Annotated in this window: 17 protein-coding genes; 13 read left to right on the top strand and 4 right to left on the bottom strand. The window is 70.2% G+C overall.

Features of this window, described 5'->3' with window-relative positions:
• Positions 1-219: 219 nt before the first annotated feature.
• The 13 genes from ACFYXC_RS14225 to ACFYXC_RS14165 all read left to right on the top strand — a co-directional run bounded on the left by ACFYXC_RS14225 (position 220) and on the right by ACFYXC_RS14165 (position 13,831).
• Positions 220-2,541: an MMPL family transporter gene (locus tag ACFYXC_RS14225; protein WP_389550883.1), complete on the top strand. Its 2,322-nt coding sequence runs from the start codon at positions 220-222 to the stop codon at positions 2,539-2,541.
• 119 nt (positions 2,542-2,660) lie between these two features.
• Positions 2,661-3,824 (top strand): sensor histidine kinase, encoded by a 1,164-nt coding sequence (locus tag ACFYXC_RS14220; RefSeq protein ID WP_389550881.1) that lies wholly within the window; start codon positions 2,661-2,663, stop codon positions 3,822-3,824.
• Between the two features lie 17 nt (positions 3,825-3,841).
• The gene (locus ACFYXC_RS14215) at positions 3,842-4,510 is read left to right on the top strand and encodes a response regulator (RefSeq protein WP_389551656.1); all 669 of its coding nucleotides are present in this window, start codon (positions 3,842-3,844) and stop codon (positions 4,508-4,510) included.
• 101 nt (positions 4,511-4,611) lie between these two features.
• Positions 4,612-5,559: an SGNH/GDSL hydrolase family protein gene (locus ACFYXC_RS14210; RefSeq protein ID WP_389550878.1), complete on the top strand. Its 948-nt coding sequence runs from the start codon at positions 4,612-4,614 to the stop codon at positions 5,557-5,559.
• A gap of 120 nt (positions 5,560-5,679) precedes the next feature.
• Positions 5,680-6,597 (top strand): ABC transporter ATP-binding protein, encoded by a 918-nt coding sequence (locus ACFYXC_RS14205; RefSeq protein ID WP_389550875.1) that lies wholly within the window; start codon positions 5,680-5,682, stop codon positions 6,595-6,597.
• Positions 6,594-7,484, top strand: a complete 891-nt coding sequence (locus ACFYXC_RS14200; RefSeq protein ID WP_389550872.1) for an ABC transporter permease — start codon at positions 6,594-6,596, stop codon at positions 7,482-7,484. The genes ACFYXC_RS14205 and ACFYXC_RS14200 overlap by 4 nt, the downstream gene beginning before the upstream one ends.
• An 86-nt stretch (positions 7,485-7,570) precedes the next feature.
• Positions 7,571-8,893 (top strand): hypothetical protein, encoded by a 1,323-nt coding sequence (locus tag ACFYXC_RS14195; RefSeq protein ID WP_389550871.1) that lies wholly within the window; start codon positions 7,571-7,573, stop codon positions 8,891-8,893.
• A complete protein-coding gene (locus ACFYXC_RS14190; protein ID WP_388907358.1) occupies positions 8,890-9,315 on the top strand; it encodes a hypothetical protein in 426 nt (141 codons plus the stop codon). The genes ACFYXC_RS14195 and ACFYXC_RS14190 overlap by 4 nt, the downstream gene beginning before the upstream one ends.
• A gap of 2 nt (positions 9,316-9,317) precedes the next feature.
• On the top strand, positions 9,318-10,331 hold the full coding sequence (locus ACFYXC_RS14185; protein WP_389550868.1) for a hypothetical protein: 1,014 nt from the start codon (positions 9,318-9,320) through the stop codon (positions 10,329-10,331).
• Positions 10,328-10,915, top strand: a complete 588-nt coding sequence (locus ACFYXC_RS14180) for a hypothetical protein (RefSeq protein WP_389550865.1) — start codon at positions 10,328-10,330, stop codon at positions 10,913-10,915. Before ACFYXC_RS14185 ends, ACFYXC_RS14180 begins: the two co-directional genes overlap by 4 nt.
• A complete protein-coding gene (locus tag ACFYXC_RS14175; RefSeq protein ID WP_388907364.1) occupies positions 10,912-12,018 on the top strand; it encodes a sensor histidine kinase in 1,107 nt (368 codons plus the stop codon). The genes ACFYXC_RS14180 and ACFYXC_RS14175 overlap by 4 nt, the downstream gene beginning before the upstream one ends.
• Positions 12,015-12,695 carry a response regulator gene (locus tag ACFYXC_RS14170; protein WP_388907366.1) on the top strand — a complete coding sequence of 227 codons (681 nt, stop codon included), beginning with the start codon at positions 12,015-12,017 and terminating at the stop codon, positions 12,693-12,695. The genes ACFYXC_RS14175 and ACFYXC_RS14170 overlap by 4 nt, the downstream gene beginning before the upstream one ends.
• 167 nt (positions 12,696-12,862) lie before the next feature.
• Positions 12,863-13,831, top strand: coding sequence for a helix-turn-helix domain-containing protein (locus ACFYXC_RS14165; protein ID WP_389550861.1), 969 nt, complete (start codon positions 12,863-12,865; stop codon positions 13,829-13,831).
• Between the two features lie 58 nt (positions 13,832-13,889).
• On the opposite strand, the gene ACFYXC_RS14160 is transcribed toward ACFYXC_RS14165, so the two are convergent.
• From ACFYXC_RS14160 to ACFYXC_RS14145, 4 genes are read right to left on the bottom strand one after another with little or no spacing between them, the layout of a single operon-like run.
• Entirely contained in the window at positions 13,890-14,792 is a 903-nt protein-coding gene (locus ACFYXC_RS14160) for a 3-hydroxyacyl-CoA dehydrogenase family protein (RefSeq protein ID WP_389550858.1), read from the bottom strand.
• Positions 14,789-15,829: an HAD-IIIC family phosphatase gene (locus ACFYXC_RS14155; RefSeq protein ID WP_389550855.1), complete on the bottom strand. Its 1,041-nt coding sequence runs from the start codon at positions 15,827-15,829 to the stop codon at positions 14,789-14,791. The genes ACFYXC_RS14160 and ACFYXC_RS14155 overlap by 4 nt, the downstream gene beginning before the upstream one ends.
• Positions 15,826-16,974 (bottom strand): acyl-CoA dehydrogenase family protein, encoded by a 1,149-nt coding sequence (locus ACFYXC_RS14150; protein ID WP_389550853.1) that lies wholly within the window; start codon positions 16,972-16,974, stop codon positions 15,826-15,828. Before ACFYXC_RS14150 ends, ACFYXC_RS14155 begins: the two co-directional genes overlap by 4 nt.
• Positions 16,967-17,308 carry an acyl carrier protein gene (locus ACFYXC_RS14145; RefSeq protein ID WP_389550850.1) on the bottom strand — a complete coding sequence of 114 codons (342 nt, stop codon included), beginning with the start codon at positions 17,306-17,308 and terminating at the stop codon, positions 16,967-16,969. Before ACFYXC_RS14145 ends, ACFYXC_RS14150 begins: the two co-directional genes overlap by 8 nt.
• Between the last annotated feature and the right edge of the window lie 303 nt (positions 17,309-17,611).

Below are 17,611 nucleotides of genomic sequence, written 5' to 3'. Positions count from 1 at the left end.
CACCCCCCATGTGCCGCCCCTCTGACCAGCCGCGCCCCGCCGGTCGGACAGCCGGCCCGACTACCGGCATCAGATGAGAGGCGCGTCGAGAGCTACTTGTTTTTCAGTACGTGGGTCGCTTGATGCGGCTGACGACAGGGACCGGGCCGACCGGCGAGGGTGAATGCCGTTCCAGACATCCCGATGTTCCAGATATCCAGCTGAGGAGATGGCGTCACCATGGCGACTTTCTTGCACCGTGTGGGCCAATGGGCCTTCCGGAGGCGTCGCACAGTTCTGTTGCTCTGGGTGGCGGTGCTGGCTGCCGTGTTCCTGGGGGCCACCAGCGCTTCCGAGGCGCCGGAAGGCTCGTCGTCCATGCCCGGGATCGAGTCCCAGGAAGCTTTCGACCTGATCAACGAGCGGTTCCCGGGCGCCGAGGCGGACGGAGCCGAAGCCCGCGTCGTGTTCGTCGCGGGCCAGGAGCAGCAAGTCACCACCGCTGCCAACCGTTCGGCCATAGACACGTTTGTCACCACGGTGGCCGACGGGCCGCAGGTTGCCGAGGCGACCAGCCCGTTCGACGCCGAAGCGGTCAGTAAGGACGACTCGACCGCGTACGCGAGCGTTACCTACAAAGTCGCCGCCGACGACCTCACGGATGCCAGCAAAGAGGCTCTGACGAAGGCCGTCGAGCAGGCCCGGGACGCCGGCCTGACCGTGGAGGTCGGCGGTTCCGCGCTGGAGACCGAGGCGGCACAGGGGCTGGGCGAGGTGCTCGGTGTCCTCGTCGCTGCTGTGGTGCTGCTGATCACCTTCGGGTCTCTTGCCGCCGCAGGTCTGCCGTTGCTCACCGCCATTCTCGGCGTGGGCATCAGCCTGGCCGGGATCACGGCCCTGAGCAGTGCCTTTGGATTCTCGTCGACCGTCGGCGAACTGGCGATGATGCTCGGTCTCGCCGTCGGTATCGACTACTCCCTGTTCGTGGTCTCCCGCTACCGCGAGGAGCGGGCCAAGGGGCACGAAGCCCAGCAGGCGACGGCCCTGGCGGTGGGCACCGCGGGCGGCGCAGTCGTCTTCGCCGGACTCACCGTCATCATCGCCCTGCTCGGCCTTTCGGTGATCGGCGTGCCGATGCTGAGCAAGATGGGCCTGGGCTCCGCCGGTGCGGTCCTGGTCGGAGTGCTCATCGCCCTGACTGCTGTGCCCGCGCTTCTCGGCTTCTGGCCCGACGCCGTGCTCTCCCGACGGGACCGCAAGGGCGGGAGCCGTTCACGCAAGGGCGAACGCCGTTCGCCCATCAAGCTCCGGCGCCGCAGCGGCAGCACCAAGGCCGCCGGCGCAAGCACCGAGACCGCCGGCGGAAGCCCCGAGACCGTCGGCGCAAGCACCGTCAAGGCGCCGTGGGGTGTCCGCTGGGCGCGCTTCGTCGTGCGACGCCCTCTGCCGGTGCTGCTGCTGACCGTGGTCGGTCTGGGCGCACTCGCCGTGCCGTCGCTGGACCTGCGGATGGGCATGCCCGGCGAAGAGGCGAAGTCGACCTCGACCACGGAACGCCGCGCCTACGATGCGCTGGCCGAGGGGTTCGGCCCGGGATTCAACGGCCCGCTGACCGTGGTCGTCGATGCCAAGGGGGCCGACGACCCGAAGGCCGCGGTGGCCGCTGTCTCGGAACGGCTCGACAGCACCGCTGGAGTGGTCTCCGTCTCGCCGGCCCGGTTCAACGAAGCGGGGGACACCGCTGTCATCGCGGCTGTGCCGTCCACCGCGCCCACCAGTGAACAGACACAGGACCTGGTTCGCACCATCCGCGGCGAGCGGGCCGCGGTCGAATCCGGCACCGGCGCACACTTCAAGGTCACCGGTACCACCGCGCTGAACATCGACGTCGCCCAGAAAATGCAGGACGCCCTCGTTCCCTACCTCGCCGTCATCGTCAGCCTCGCGTTCCTCCTTCTGATGCTGGTCTTCCGCTCGATTCTGGTGCCGCTCAAGGCCGCGCTCGGCTTCTTGCTGTCGGTCCTCGCAGCCCTCGGGGCAATCGTCACCGTGTTCCAGCAGGGACACGGAGCGGGCTTCTTCGGCGTGGAGGAGACCGGGCCGATCATGAGCACCATGCCGATCTTCCTGGTGGGCATCATCTTCGGTCTGGCCATGGACTACCAGGTGTTCCTGGTGTCCCGGATCCGCGAGGCACACATCCACGGGGAGCAGGCCGGCCAGGCCATCGTCACCGGATTCCGACACAGCGCCCAGGTCGTGGGCGCGGCAGCACTGATCATGATGGCGGTGTTCGGCGGCTTCATGACGGGCGGCGAATCCATGGTCAAGATGGTCGGGTTCGGTCTGGCCAGCGCCGTCTTCTTCGACGCCTTCGTCGTCCGCATGGCGTTCGTACCCGCCGTCCTCGCCCTGCTCGGCCGGCGCGCCTGGTGGTTGCCGCGCTGGCTGGACCGGCTGCTTCCCCGGGTCGACGTCGAGGGCGAGGCACTCACCAAGCACACCCCCGCCCCCCAGGCGCTGTCCGACGGCACTGACCGACGTCCGTCGGTGACGGTCTGACGTACGCAGACTGCCGGGGCCGCTCGTACCTGCCACGAGCGGCCCCGGCAACGCCCCGAAGTCTCGCCCGCTGCTCGCACGCCGCCACCGCGCACAGCCAAGGTTCGCTCGGAGAAGCCATGTTCGTTCACCTGCGACGCCATGCCCAGCAGTACCCGCGCCTCGTCGAGGGGGTCTTCCTGGCCGTCGTGTGCGCCGCCACCAGTAACCAGTACCGGCGAACGGGCACCGACACCATGTGGTGGCCGGGGGTCGTCATCGCGGGAATCGTCTGCGCGTGCCTGTTGGCACGGCGCCGTCACCCCGGTCCGGTCGTCGTCCTCACGACGCTGGGAACGGTCCTCGTCGGCAGCCGGGGCTGCGCGTTCGGCCCTCTGCTGTTGCTGCCGGTGATCGTCGCACTGTACGAACTCACTCTGCGATCCGGACAGCGGACGGCTCTCACCTACTGCCTCTGCATCGCCCTTGTGCTGCTGCCCACGGCTTTGCGCTGGGATCCGGACGGCGACCCATGGGCGGACGAGGTGGTGAGCCTCGCGTTCTGGATCCTGCTGCCCGTCCTGCACGGCTCGGCGGTGCGGGCACGCCGCGCGTACCTGAGTGCCGTACAGGCGCGTGCCGAACAAGCCGAACGCATCCTGGAAGAAGAAGCCAGGCATCGGGTCTACGAGGAGCGCATACGCATCGCCCGAGAGCTGCACGATGTCGTCGCCCACCACATGGCTCTGGCCAACGCCCAGGCCGGTACCGCCGCTCACCTGTGCCGCAGCCGTCCCGAACAGGCGCACGCCATTCTCACCGAACTGACCGTCACGACGGCTGAGGCCCTTCGCGAACTCCAGGCCACCGTGGGACTGCTCCGCGAGTCCGAGACCACCGAGGAATCGCTGCAGCCGGCCCCCGGTCTGAGCCGCCTTGACGACCTCGTCGCTGCCTTCGCCGCTGCCGGGCTGCACATCACCGTTGCCGCCGACGGCCCTCAGCACCCCTTGCCGGCGGGCACGGACCTGACTGCCTTCCGCATCGTGCAGGAGGCGCTCACCAACGTCGCCAAACACGCGGCGGTGAGCACGGCACACATCCAACTCCTCTACACGCAGGACCGGCTGTCGATCACCATCAGCAACGAGGGCAACCCCCCTCCGCGCCCGCGCGCCCGCAGCGGAGGGTTCGGCCTGGTCGGTATGAGGGAGCGCGCTCAGTCAGCCGGTGGGCATGTCCACGCCGGTCGCCGGCCCGAAGGCGGGTTCGCCGTCACGGCGGAACTCCCCATCCACGCGTGAACAACTGGAAGCCCACCATGCCCATCCGCGTACTGATCGTTGACGACCAAGCCCTGCTACGAGCGACCTTCCGCGTCCTGATCGACTCCTGCGACGATCTCGAAGTGATCGCCGAGGCAGCCGACGGGAAACAAGCCGTCGAGCTGGCCCGTGCACACCGCCCCGACGTCGTCCTCATGGACATCCGCATGCCGGGCACCGACGGACTGGCCGCGACCGAGGCCATCTGCAATGACCGGGACCTGAAGGACATCCGGGTGCTCGTCCTCACGACGTTTCAGTCCGACGAGCACGTGGCCCAAGCCCTGCACCTGGGCGCGAGCGGATTTCTCGGTAAGAACACCACCGCCGACGCACTCCTCGACGGAATCCGCACCATCGCCGCCGGCGACGCGCTCCTGTCGCCTACGGCCACCCGCTCCCTGATCACCCATTTCCTTTCCGCTTCCGTCGCGGGCTCCGAGAGCGTCCCACCCGAGCAGCTTGCCGCCCTCACCCCCCGCGAACGCGAGGTGGTGAGCCTCGCCGCAGACGGCAAGTCGAACACCGAGATCGCCGACAAACTGTTCCTCAGCGTTCTCACCGTTCGCACCCACCTTCAGCACGCCAGAACCAAGTTGGGCGCACGTGACCGTGCCCAACTCGTCGCCCTCGCCTACCAATCGGGCTTGGTGCGTACTCGCTGACCCTCTCCCGCAGGTTCAGGTGCGCCGTTTGGGTCCGGCCCGCGCACCGACCGCTTTTCCTCAACCCCTTTTCCGCTATTTCGGATGGCAGGAGATCCCTGATGACGATGCAGCTACGCAGCACATTTGTCGGACTGATCCTGGTAGCGGCAATCCTGGCCGCAGCTGTCGCCGTGACACACCAGCAGAATTCCGGTTCGACCGGCACTGCGGCACCAGTTCGGATGGGACCGTACGTAGCTCTCGGCGACTCCTACACCTCCGGGTCCCGTATACCTGCTCAGGCAGGCAGACCTGCGGGGTGCGACCGTTCCGACCGCAACTACCCTGCCCATGTTGCCGCTCGACTCGATCTCCGGCCGGACGGCGTCCGTGACGTGAGTTGCAGTGGGGCCACCATCGCTGACCTCACCACGTCCCAGTCCACCGGGAACGGAACAAACCCCGCTCAGATATCCGCCGTCTCCAGGTCGACACGCCTCGTCACCATCGGCATCGGCGGCAATGACATCGGCTTCAGCGACATGATCACGCGATGCGTCACCTTAGGGGCCGCCGTCAAGTTCCTCGACCACAGAAAAGACAAGTCGTCGCACGACGCCCCCTGCCGAAGTTCCTACGTGGACAACGGAATCGACACCGCGGAGAAGCGAATCACGGGCCTCGCAACCAAGTTCGCCAGTACGCTGCGCGATGTACAGCAGCGCGCGCCCGAGGCCCAGATCTACGTCGTCGGATATCCGGCCGTCCTGCCCGCCGACGGCACCAGGTGCGGACGCCGACTCCCCATCGCGCCGGGCGACGTCGCATACTTGCGTGACAAAGAGGAGCAGCTCAACAAGACGCTCCAGGACCAGGCGATGTCAGCAGGGGCGACGTACGTCGATACGTATGAGGCTTCTCAAGGACACGATGCCTGCGCGGCCGCAAGCACACGCTGGATCGAACCTCTCATTCCCAGTAGTCCGGCCGCGGCAGTCCACCCCAACGCCCGAGGGCACCGTGGAATGGCGGAAGAAATTCTTCGTGCCATCCGGTCAGTCGGGTGATCGCGGCGCACGTCGACGCACAGTCCAGTCATTCAGGCGGCCCCAGACGCCACAGCCTGCCTTGCTCTCGGACGCACCGCGGTGGTGCGTGTCACGGAGCAACGCATTCGGGAGGACCCGATGATCGAAGTTGACCGGCTCACCAAGCGCTACGGCGAGGTGCTGGCTGTCGATGACCTGAGTTTCACCGTCCGTCCCGGGGAGGTCACCGGCTTCCTCGGGCCGAACGGCGCCGGCAAGTCGACGACCATGCGCATGATTCTGGGCCTGGACGCACCGACCTCCGGGACCGCCACCGTCGGCGGGCGGGCGATTGCCGCTCAGTCCGCCCCGCTGAAGGCCGTCGGCGCGCTGCTCGACGCCGGCGCGGTGCTGCCGAGCCGTAGCGCCTACCACCACCTGCTGGCGCTCGCGGCGAGCAACGGGCTCCCGCGCGCCCGCGTCGACGCGGTACTGGAGGAAGTGGGGCTCTCGGGGGTGGCCCGGCGGGCGGCCGGCACGTACTCGCTCGGGATGAAGCAGCGGCTCGGCATCGCGGCCACCCTTCTCGGGGACCCGCCGGCGCTCGTCCTCGACGAACCGCTCAACGGCCTCGACCCCGAAGGCATCGTCTGGATCCGCAAGCTGTTGCGGCGCATGGCCGCCGAGGGGCGGGCGGTGATGATGTCCAGCCATCTGATGAGCGAGATCGAACTCACCGTCGACCATCTCGTCGTCATCGGCCGGGGTCGGCTGATCGCCGACACCAGCATGGCCGAGTTCATCGACTCGCACTCCGACCGGGAGGTGGTCGTACGCAGCCCGCACGCGGAGGCGTTCGGTCACCGGCTCACCGCGGCGGGCGCAGCTGTGCGGGCCGACGGCGAACACCGCCTGGTCGTGACCGGCATCGAGGCCGCCGGGATCGGTGCGCTGGCGGCCTCCGCAGGCGTTGAGCTGCACGAACTGACCCTCCGGCAAACCTCCTTGGAGGACGTCTTCATGGAACTCACCCGCGACAGCGTCGAGTACTCCTCCGAGAAGGAAGCAGCCCGATGAGCAGCGCCACCCGCCCCCGCATCCGCACGCCCCGCCTCCGCTCGCCGCGTATCTCCTCGGAGAGGGCGAGGAACCGGCCCCTCCCGCCGCCCCGGTTGTCAGCGGGCCGCGCGACTTTCCGGCACTCCCTGCACGCCGAGTGGATCAAGATCCGTACGATGCGCTCGACGCTGTACGTCATCCTCGGCACCGTCCTCCTCGGAGCGGGGCTCGCGGCCCTCAACGGTTCGGGCAGCGGCGACGAGTACGCCACCATGACGGCCGCGGACAAGCTCACCTTCGACCCCCTGGCCCTCAGCCTGAAGGGCTACATGCTGGCCCAGGTCACCATCGCGCTCCTGGGCGGCCTGGTCGTCACCGCGGAATACGGCAGCCGCACGGTCATCAGCACGCTGACCGCCGTTCCGCACCGGAGCCGGGTCCTTGCGGCCAAGGCCGTCGTCCTTGCCGCCATCGCCTTCCTGACCGGGCTGCTGACCACGTTCACCGGATTTCTCGCCGGCCAGGCGGCGCTCAAGGGCTCGGGCGCCCCGCACCTGCAGCTCTCGGACCCCGGAGTGGGACGCGCCGTCCTCGGAGGCGCCCTCTTCCTCGCGCTCGCCGGCCTCCTCGGCCTCGCCGCGGGCACCCTGATCCGCAGCACCACCGCCACGGTGACCACGCTCTTCGCGGCGCTGCTGATCATGCCGGCGTTCGGTCCGGCCCTTCCGGGGCCACTCGCGGACTGGGCGGCCAAGTACTGGCCGCCCACGGCCGGCGGGCAGATCATGACCGGCTACCGCGATCCGGCTCTGCTGGATCCCCTGGACGGCCTCGGCGTGCTGGCCGGGTGCGTCGCGGTCCTTCTGACGGCCGCGTTCCTCACCTTCCGCACCCGGGACGCCTAGTGGTTCCCGGCTTAGTTCCCGGGAACGAGAGCGGTTCGTTCCTGCGCCCTACATATACGGAAGCTCGTCTTCCTAAGGTTCTCGGCGTGCCGATTCAAGTGTTCGTGCGGGTGTTCGTGACAGTGCTGACGGCTGCCGCGGCGGTGGCGGGTGGGGTGCCGGCCACCGCGCACGCGCCCGCTCCGGGTGCGGACACCGTGCTGGCGCAGACGATCGCCGGGATGGAGGTGACGCTGGCGGTCAGGCGCACCGGTCAGGTGCCCGGACCCCTGCGGGTGGACCTCATCCCGCACACCCCGGTGCGGGCCGTCCCCATCGAGGTGACGGTCCGGTCGGACACCTCTGCGGCGGTGACGGCGGACAGCGTCCGCTTCGACCGGGACGCGGCACGGACGTACCCCCTGCTCCTGTCCGTCCGCGAGAAGGGCCTGCACTGGCTGGAGTTACGCGCCGACGGCGAGTTCTCCCAACTGCCGTTCCAGGTGAAGCCGCCCCGGGCAGCACCCTCGGAGCTCTGGGTGAGCTGGGCCTTCGGGGCGGCGGCGGTGCTGATGTTCGCGGCATTCGGCGCGGCCGCCCTGAACTCCCGCACCGTCGCCATGGTCCTCGGCAGTGCCACCGGGGTGGCGCTGGTCGTCGGAGGCACCCTCGCGGTGGTGTCGCCGAGGGTGCTGCCGACCGCGACCCCGGTGACGGCCGCCACCGATCCGGTCGGCCGTCCGTACGCCCAGTCGAAGGTCTCCCCGAGTCCCCGGCGTCCGGTGGCGGGTGCGGCCTTCACCCTGCGGATCGAGCTGGTCGACGGGTCGACCGGGCGGCCGCTCGACGATCTGGTCCCGCACCACCAGGCGCTGGCGCACCTCGTGGTGACCTCGGCCGACGGTGACGTGTTCCAGCACCTGCATCCGCGGCGTACGGCGTCCGGCCGGCTGGAGGCACGTCTTGCCGCGCCCGAACCCGGTCAGTACCTGGTGTCCGTCGAGTTCGAGCGGGAGGGCGCCGGCGGTCAACTGGTCTCCGGCCGGTTCGAGGTCACCGGGCGACCCACCACCGTACGGACGGCCGCCCCGACCAGGCTGCCGACGGAGCCGCGCCAGGTGGTCGCGACCCGGCCGGTGAGTATCGCCGTCAAGACCGGGTCCGGCCGGGTGCAGCCGTGGCTGGGCATGGCCGGCCACCTCATCGTCCGCGACCGGCAGGGCGGCTTCCTGGGGCACGCGCACGAACTGGGGTCGATGGCCACCACCGCGCAGCCGCCGGACGACACGGTCCACGCGTACGCCCCGACGCTGCGCTTCGCCTTCACGTTCCCGGAGCCGGGCCGCTACTTCGTGTGGGTGCAGTACTCCCGCGAGCTGCGGATCACCACGATCCCCTATGTGGTCGACGTCCGGGCGGACACCGCATGAGGTCGCGCGTCGTCGCCGGATGGCTGGTCGCGCTGGCCGCGACGTCGGCACTGGCCGGGGTGACCCTGGCGCGGTCCGGCGACCCGGAGCCGGTCAGCCTGACGGGCTCCGGGCAGCAGTTCCTGGCCACCGCCGAGCTGAGCCGGGCGGCCACCGGGGTCATCGAGGTCGAGATCGGCCTGCGTCGCAGTGACGGCTCGGCGGCCGGTGACGTGCGGTCCGTCGCGGTCAGCGGCGTCATGCCGGCCATGGGCCACGTGACACCCGGACTTCCGGCCCGGCCGGCGGGCGCGCATCGCTATCGCGTACGCGGCGAGCTCTTCTCCATGCCCGGTACGTGGCAACTGGACATCCGCGTGGACACGACATCCGGGCCCGATGTCATCGACATCGAGGTCCCGGTCGACATAGAAGGGAATTGACCATGACCGAGACAAAAGGCGCTTGGTCGCTTCTGGTGGGCATGACACTGCTGTGGCTCGGCGTCGCCTGGGACGGCCAGTGGCACGTCGACGTCGGCCCGGACACGTTCTTCACGGCGCCCCACCTGATGTTCTACGCCGGCAGCGGTCTGATCGGACTCACCTCGCTGGCCGTGGTGCTCACCACCACCCGCCGCGGCGAGACACCGGCCGACGGGATCGTTCACATCACGAGGTTCCGGGCGCCGGTCGCGTTCCTGGTCAGCGGCCTCGGTGCGGCCGGGCACCTGGTGTACGGCGCGACCGACCTCTGGTGGCACACCGTCTACGGCTTCGACATCCTCGAACTGACCCCCTCGCACATCGGATTACAGCTCGCGATGCAGACCGAGTCGGCCGGTGTGGCGCTGGCCTTCCTGACGCTGCGGGCGCGACCGGCCGGACGGTGGGGACTGGCCGCTGCGGGCGCCCTGTTCATGGCGAGCGCCGAGATCAGCTTCGACGGTGAGATCCTCGGCGTCCCGGTGAGCCTGCTCGGGGTGGGCGGGGCCACGGCGTGGGTGATCGGCCTCGTGGTCGGTGCCGGTCTCGGCTGGCGGTGGCTGGCCGCCACCGGCGCGGCGTTCTTGGCACTGCTCGGCGCGACCATGTTCTTCCCGCCGTTCGCGACGCGCGTCTACGCCGACGCGATCGACCTGCGTCTGCGCGACAACGCCGTCAACGAGTCCATCGTGGGCACCGCGATGCCGTACCTCCTTCCGCTGATCTTCGCGTTCGCCGCCGGTGCGGTGTGGCTGGCCCGCCGGCGCAACCTCTTGCCCCGCTGGGCCATGCTCCTGGTCGGCGCGGTCGCCGCACCCGCGGTCGCGGTGCAGTCGGCGCTCTTCGGCCGATCCGCCGAAGGTACGCCCCTCTTCCCCCTCTTCCTGACGGTGCTCGCCGGCGCCGGTCTGTGCTGGTTCGGCTGGCAGAACGCGGCCCTGCTGCGCGCACCGCGACCGGAGGCGGCCCGATGAGCCGTCGGTCCGCACGCGCCGCCGCCGTTGCCGCCGTCGCCGCGTTCACGCTGCTGGCCGCCGCCACGCCGGTCTCGGCGGTGCCGCCCCCGGAGTTGGTCCACAGTGAGCCGGTGACCATGGGCAGCACGACCCTGACCGCCTCGTTCACCGACTGGCCGCTGCGCGCCGACCGGTCGCTGGACTTCACCTTCGAACCGGCCGGCGGCATCGAGAACCACGTCGGCAAGCTGAAGGTGGTCTCGCCGGACGGCGAGTCGACCTTGCTGGGCATCGCGGCCCGGCTGGCCGGCGGGAACGAGATGAAGCTGCCCCGGCACCCCCGCGACTACGACGTGTGGGGCCTGGACGCGGTCGCCCTGCCCGAGGAGGGAACGTGGCGGTTCGAGTTCACCGTGCAGGGTCCGGAAGGCGCGTCGACCGGGACCCTGGCGTTGCCGGTGGGACCTCGCCCCGGCCCGTCGTCGACACTGAGCTGGACGATCGGCCTGCTGCCCTGGGCGCTCGCGGTGCCGCTGGTGGCCTACCTGTGGCGGAGGAGCAGGCTCGTGCGGCGGCGGATCGCCTCCGACTGGAGTGGATGAGCAGCGTCCTGATCGTCGGCCTGCCGCTGCTCGCCGCTCTGGTCGCCGTGCTGGACATGCGGACGGGTGGGCCGGTGTGGCTGCTGGTCAGCGTGGTCCTCGCGCAGTCGCTGGCGCTGCTGTGGTGCCGCCGGTTCCCGCTGACCGTGCTGATCGTCGTCACCATGTTCGAGGCGGTGCTGGTGGCCGCGAACATGGAGCTGCTGGTGGGCTTCCTCGCCGCCGCGTGCGGTCTGGGCGCGTGGGCCGGCCGCCGACGGCAGTGGGTCGGCCTGGCCCTCACGGTCGGCGTGATCGTGGCGCTGGTGACGTTCTCGGTCGTCACCGGCGACGCGAATCCCGGGCCCGCCGCTGTCGGAAGCGTCGCGCTCATCGTGCTGTTCGCCGGGTTCTGGGGGGTGGGCCGGTTGAGCGCTCACCACCTGCGTTATTCCCGGCGGCTGGAGGAGGAGCGGGCGTACGCCGAACAGCGCGCGGCCGAACGGGAACGTGTCCTGCTGGCCCGGGAGTTGCACGACATCCTCAACCACACGCTCACCGCGATGGTGCTGGACGCCGACGCCACCTCCGAGACCGGTGACGAGGCCGAGGTGCGGGAGGCGCTGCGCCGGCTGGCCACGACCGGCCGCCAGTCCCTGGCCGAGCTGCGCCGCCTTCTCGGGGTGCTGCGGATGGCCCCCGACTCGGTCCTGCACGATCCGCTCGCCGTCCTGCCCGGGCTGAACGAGGTCGACGCGCTGCTGAACTCCTTCGGCGAGGGCGGGCCACGGGTGCGGCTGGAACGGCACGGAACCTTCCGCCATGTCGACGCCAGCGTCGGGCAGGCGGCCTACCGGGTGGTCCAGGAGTCACTCACCAACGTGGGCAGACACGCCGGGCCGGTCGACACCACGGTCTCGCTGGCGCACGCGGTCGAGGCGCTGACCGTACGGGTGACCAACGCCCCACCGCTCTTCGCCGGCGGGACGGCCGGTGGCGGTGGCCTCGGGCTGATCGGCATGCGCGAACGTGTCGAACTGGTCGGCGGGACGCTGTCGGCCGGGCACCGCGCCGACGGCGGTTTCGAGGTCAGCGCGACCTTCCCGATGAGGAGTGAGAAATGACCACCGCCCGGCCGATCCGCGTACTGGTGGCCGACGACGAGCAGTTGCTGCGCGAGGCACTGACCCGGCTCGTCGGGGCCGCCCCGGATCTGGAGATCGCCGGTACGGCGGCGGACGGCGCCGACGCCGTGTCAGCGGCCGGGCGGCTCACCCCTGACGTGGTGCTGATGGACATCCGGATGCCGAGGATGGACGGCATCGAGGCGACCCGCCGCATCGTCGGCGCCTGCCGCCCGCCCCGCGTGCTCATCCTGACCACGTACGACCTGGACAGCTACGTCTACGCCGCGATCTCCGCCGGAGCCAGCGGCTTCCTCCTCAAGGACGCCCCCGGTGAACGACTGCGCGACGGCATCCGCGTGGTCGCCGCCGGTCATGCCGTCCTGGCGCCGGAGGCGACCGCGCGGATGCTGGAGACCTTCCACCCGGCCGTGCCGACGGCCGAGGACCGCCGCCTGCAGGCAGCCCTGTGCCACCTTTCCCCCCGCGAACGCGAGGTCTGCGACCTGGTCGGAGAAGGGCTCTCCAACGACGACATCGCCGGGCGGCTGAAGATCAGCCGCTACACGGTCAAGGCGCATGTCTCCAGCATTCTGGCCAAGTTGGACGTGCCCGACCGTGTCCACGTGGTCCTCGCGCTGGGCCGCGGCGCCCACCTCGGACGCCTGTCGAGATAGCGCCGTCCACCGCCCGACCCGCGCGGGAGTCGAAGCCGTTGCGCGGCGAGAGAGAAACGCGCCAGACTGACGGCGGGAACTGTCCGTGGTGAGGGGTGACGTGTGGGAGACCGGGCGGAGGTACGGTCAGGCCGGCTCTGTGGCCGGCGCAGACGAAGGTCCGCCGTATGAGCCCGGTTCTGGACACCGCGTTCATACCGCCACGGGACCGGGAGGAAGTGGTCCGGCACGCGGTGTGGGAATCCATGGTGGCGGTCGACATCGAGCACGGCCCGCCGGCCGAGGACATCTCCGTTCGCATCGGGCTCGGTACCGTGGGACCCATCAGGATCTGTTCGGCGTGGGCGACCTCGGTCACCCTCCGCAGGACGGAGCGGCTCGCCCGGGAGGACGAGGAACCGGCCGTCACTCTCGGAGTGCAGATGGCGGGCAGCAGCCTGGTGGTGCAGAACGGCCGCGAATGCTCTCTGCGGCCAGGGCAGTTCGCCGTCTACGAGTCGATCGCTCCCTACACCCACCTCTTCGACGAGGGGGTCGACTACCGCTTCATCCGTTTCCCTCGTGCGGCACTCGCGCTCCCTGACCGGATGTTACGAGACATCACCGCGGTTCCCCTGGGATCCGACAACCCCATCGCGCGCCTTGCCTTCACCTACTTCTCCCAGCTGGCCGTCAGCGACGAACTGCACCAGGGCGTCCATGGCGACGCCGCCGTGCAACCCAGCACGGAACTCCTGCGTGCCGTCGTGGCGTCCCAGCACGGCAACTCCGGCCTGGCCGCCGCACCGTTGGACGCGACACTCGGCCTGCGGATCACCCAGTACCTCCGGGAGCATCTGGCTGACCGCGATCTGTCGGCGGCACGGATCGCCGCCGCACACGGCATCTCCGTGCGTCATCTCTACGCTGTGCTGTCCCGCTCGGGAATCAGCCTCGGAGACTGGATCCGCGCCCGCCGCCTGGCCGAGTGCAGACGAGAGCTGGCCGACCCGAACGGCCGACAGCGGACCATCGCGGCGATAGGACGCAGTTGGGGCTTCGTGGACGCGACTCACTTCAGCAAGGTGTTCAAGCGGGCCTACGGAATGTCGCCCCGGGCCTGGCGCGACCAGCATCGGCCCGCCTCCTGCGCGTGAGGTCTCCGCGGGGCCACGCTTGACGTGACCGGTGGGCGCACCCCGTCAGCGGCCGGTGTCAGGAGGGCGACCGCCGGGTCGTGGACGGCCGGTACTCGTGAAAGCCCGCCCCGCCCTTGCGGCCTGTCCTGCCCTCGGTGACCAGTCGTGCCAGCAGAGGGCATGGCTGGAACCTGCTGTCGCCGGTGTGCTGCCGCAGGACGTCCAGCGTGTCGAGCACCGTGTCGAGGCCGATGAGGTCGGCTGTGGCCAGCGGCCCCATCGGGTGTCCGAAACAGCTCTGGAAGACGTCGTCGACCTGCGCGGCATCCGCGGTGCCCGCCTCGACCACGGTGGCCGCCTCGTTGATGGTCAGCATCAGGATCCTGTTGGAGACAAAACCGGGGGCGTCGGACACCACGATGCCCCGCTTGCCGAGGCCGGCGAGGAGCGCCAGGGCGCGGTCCAGCGTTGCGGCGGAGGTCGCCGGGGCGGTGACGACCTCGACCGTCTCCTTGAGCGGAGCGGGATTCATGAAGTGCATGCCGAGCACCCGGTCCGCCCGGCCGGTGACCGCGGCGAGCCGGGCGACCGGGATGGCGGAGGTGCAGGACGCGAGTACGGTCCGCGGTGAGCAGAGCGCGTCCAGCTCGCGGAACACCCCCTCCTTGACGGCGACGTGCTCGCGGGTGCATTCGACGACGAACGACACGTCGGCGAGGTCGGGGAGCCGGTCGCTCCAGCGCACCAGAGAAGAGGGTGACTCCGTCGGAGGGGCGCCGCCGGCTCCGGGGTTCAGGAGCCGGTGCAGACGCAGACCGTCGCGCAGCCGCCGGGGTGCCCCGGCCAGGGCAGCCGGATCGACGTCGACGGTCACCACGGTGTACCCGGCCGCGACCAGGCACTGGGTGACCCCGACTCCCATCACGCCCGCGCCGACCACGCCGACGACGCCCTCCGTATGTCCCGCGGTGTTCGTCACTGTCCCGCCCTCTCTTCCGTGACGACGCGGACGTGGCGGGGACGGGTCCCGCGGCGTCGGTCGGGATCCAGGGCCAGGACCATCCGGTCGTCGTGCCGCTCGACGATCTCGAACCCGGCGAACCGCAGGGTCACCAGCATGATCTGGTTCATCGGCGTGGACACGAAGCGTGCCGTGGGACGCAGTCCCGCCCGCACCGCCCGCTGTACGACGTGGTCCAGCAGTACGGCGCCGGCACCGCGGGACAGCACCCGGCACGACGTCAGCAGGAGCAGCAGCACGCTGTCGGCTCCGGTCAGTTCCGAGACGGCGAGTCCGATCGTGCCGTAGGAGCCGAACCGGTCCCGCAATCCGGCGACCAGCACTTCGTGGTCGGGCGACGCGGTCAGACGCCGCAGTTCGGCCATGTCCAGGGTGAGTCCGGTGGTGTTGAGCTGGTGGGTGCGTACGGTCAGTTCGTGGGCGCGTGCCAGATCCTCCTCCGTCGCGCGCCGGACCGTCATGGTCAGGTCGAGGGAGGCCAGGAACTCGCCCGTGGATCCGTCGAAGTCCTGCTCGGCGCGGGCGCGGTGACGCTCCACGCGGTAGAGCCGGCGGCGCTGCCGCGCCTCGTCCGTGACGAACTCGGGACGGAACTCGGGGCGGTCGGGGAGCGTGCCGAGCTGGTCCGCGCGGTAGCAGCGGACACCGTGGAGCACCGCGGCCACCTCGGCCCGTTCGACGGGGTCGTTGTCGACGAACGCGACGGCGTCCAGCGCGAGGCCGAGCGCGCGGGCGATCCGGTGCACCGCGTCGGACTTGCTGCCCCAGCCGATCTCCACCGCGCTGAACAGTTCGGCGAGGCCGTGGTGGGCCAGGTGCGCTGCGGAGGTCCGTGGATGGCCGCGGCTCGCCACCGCGTGCAGGATGCCCCGTCGGTCGAGTGTCCGCAGCGTCTCGACGGCGACGGTGAACGGCCGGGGCCGATCGCCCTCCAGCACCACCCCGTCCCACAAGGTGTCGTCGAGATCCCAGACCAGGCACTTGACCGTGTTCATCGGGCCGGGCCGTCCGTCGTACCCTGGCCACCGGCCGGCCGTCTCGTACGTCCGCGCAGCGCGTGGTCCCCTATGCGCACCTCGGCCACCTGTTCCGCCCCCTCGATGAGCTGGGTGATCCTCGCGTCCCGGAAGAAGCGCTCCACCGGACTGTCGGCCGTGCAGCCCACGGCGCCCATCAGCTGCAGGGCGTCCTGGCTCACCGTGGCGGCGGCCCGAGCCGCCGCGTACTTCGCGATCACGGTGTCCAGCAGCGCGTCGGGGCCGCCGTCCTGCCGCGACGCGGCGGCGCGTACGCACAGTTCGCGAGCCGCGGCGGTGGTGACCACGGCCCGTCCGAGCCGGGCCCGGACCACCTGGTGGTCGGAGAGGAGGACCGTCCCCTGGCGACGGCCGGCGGCGTGCGCCGAGACGTGGTCCACACAGGCCGCGGCCATGCCGACGCAGCCCCACGCGATCGTGTGGCGCCCGTGGTCGAGCGCGACCGCGACGACATGGGAGAGCCCGAAGCCAGGGGGCGCCACGAGGTTCTCCTGCGGGACTCGTACCGCGTCGAAGCGGACGTGCGCCACGTGTGCGGCGCGCAGTCCGAGCAGACCGCGCACCGATTCCGTGGTCACGCCCGGCCGGTCCGTCTCGACCAGCACGGTGGCCAGGTGCCCGTCGAGCCGGGCGAGCACGAGGAGGACATCGGCGCGTTCGCCGAAGGTCACCCATCGCTTGTGGCCGTCCAGCACGAGACCGGCGCCGTCGCGCCGGAGGGTCGAGGCGACGGCGGACAGTTCGGTGCCGGCCCCGTCCTCCGTGGCGGCGAAGCCGGCCAGCAGGTCGCCGCCGGCCAGCGCGGGAAGCCAGCGGGACCGCTGCTCCTCGGTACCCCAGCGCAGCACGCTCGCAGCGACCATGCCCTGGACGGTCACCAGGCTGCGCAACGCCGAGCACACACCGCCCAGTTCGGCACAGAGCCGTCCCAGCGCCAGCGGCGACGAGGCGCTTCCGCCGTACCGGACGGGCAGGTCACAGGCGAGCAGACCGGCGCGGGCGAGGTCCTGGACGATCCCGGCGGGGAGTTGCCCGGCCTGGTCCCAGGAAGCGGCGTGCGGCCGGAGGGAGTCGGTGAACAACTCCGCGTGTGTCTCATCCATCGGTGGACCCGCCCGCCTGGCTCCGGCCGGCGGAGCGGGCGGCGCGTTTGGCGTGGACGAATCCGGCGGTACGGGCGAGCGTGCGGAAATTGTCCAGATCGAGGTCCTCCACCTCGACGGCGATCGAGAATTCCCGTTCCACGAAGGTGACCAGTTCCAGGGCGAACAGGGAATTCGCGTTTCCCTGCTCGAAGTAGTCGTCGTGAATGCCCAGGGCGGTACCGGGCAAGGCCGATGCAAGGAATGATCGCAGATCTTCGAGTACGCTGTCCGGCGGAGAGGAAACCGGATCCGTGACCGGATCTCTGATCGGATCCGGATGTCGATCGTCCACTCGGTCTCCTCAAGAAAGATCGGCCACGTCGCGCATCCTCTTTGTTCATACCATCGCGGCATGGCCGCGGCCAAGACCGTCCACCGAACCTGTCGGCGCCGTAAGGGCAGGTGAGAGGTTGTCAGAAAGTCTTTGCGGCGAAGGTCAAGAGGTGCTTTCCGGCGGATGGCCGACAGCGGGGGATCGGTTTCCGGCCGCCTTCGGGCGGTACGGACGGACGCGTTGTCGTCCTTCGTCGCCGCTGTTAGCATCGCCGGGCCAGGAACCGGCCGGTGAATTGCATCGAGTGCACGGCGCGCAGAG

The organism is Streptomyces sp. NPDC002701, from assembly GCF_042889045.1.
In the GTDB taxonomy this organism is placed as follows: Bacteria; Actinomycetota; Actinomycetes; order Streptomycetales; family Streptomycetaceae; genus Streptomyces.
This window is presented reverse-complemented; position numbering and strand designations above follow the sequence as displayed.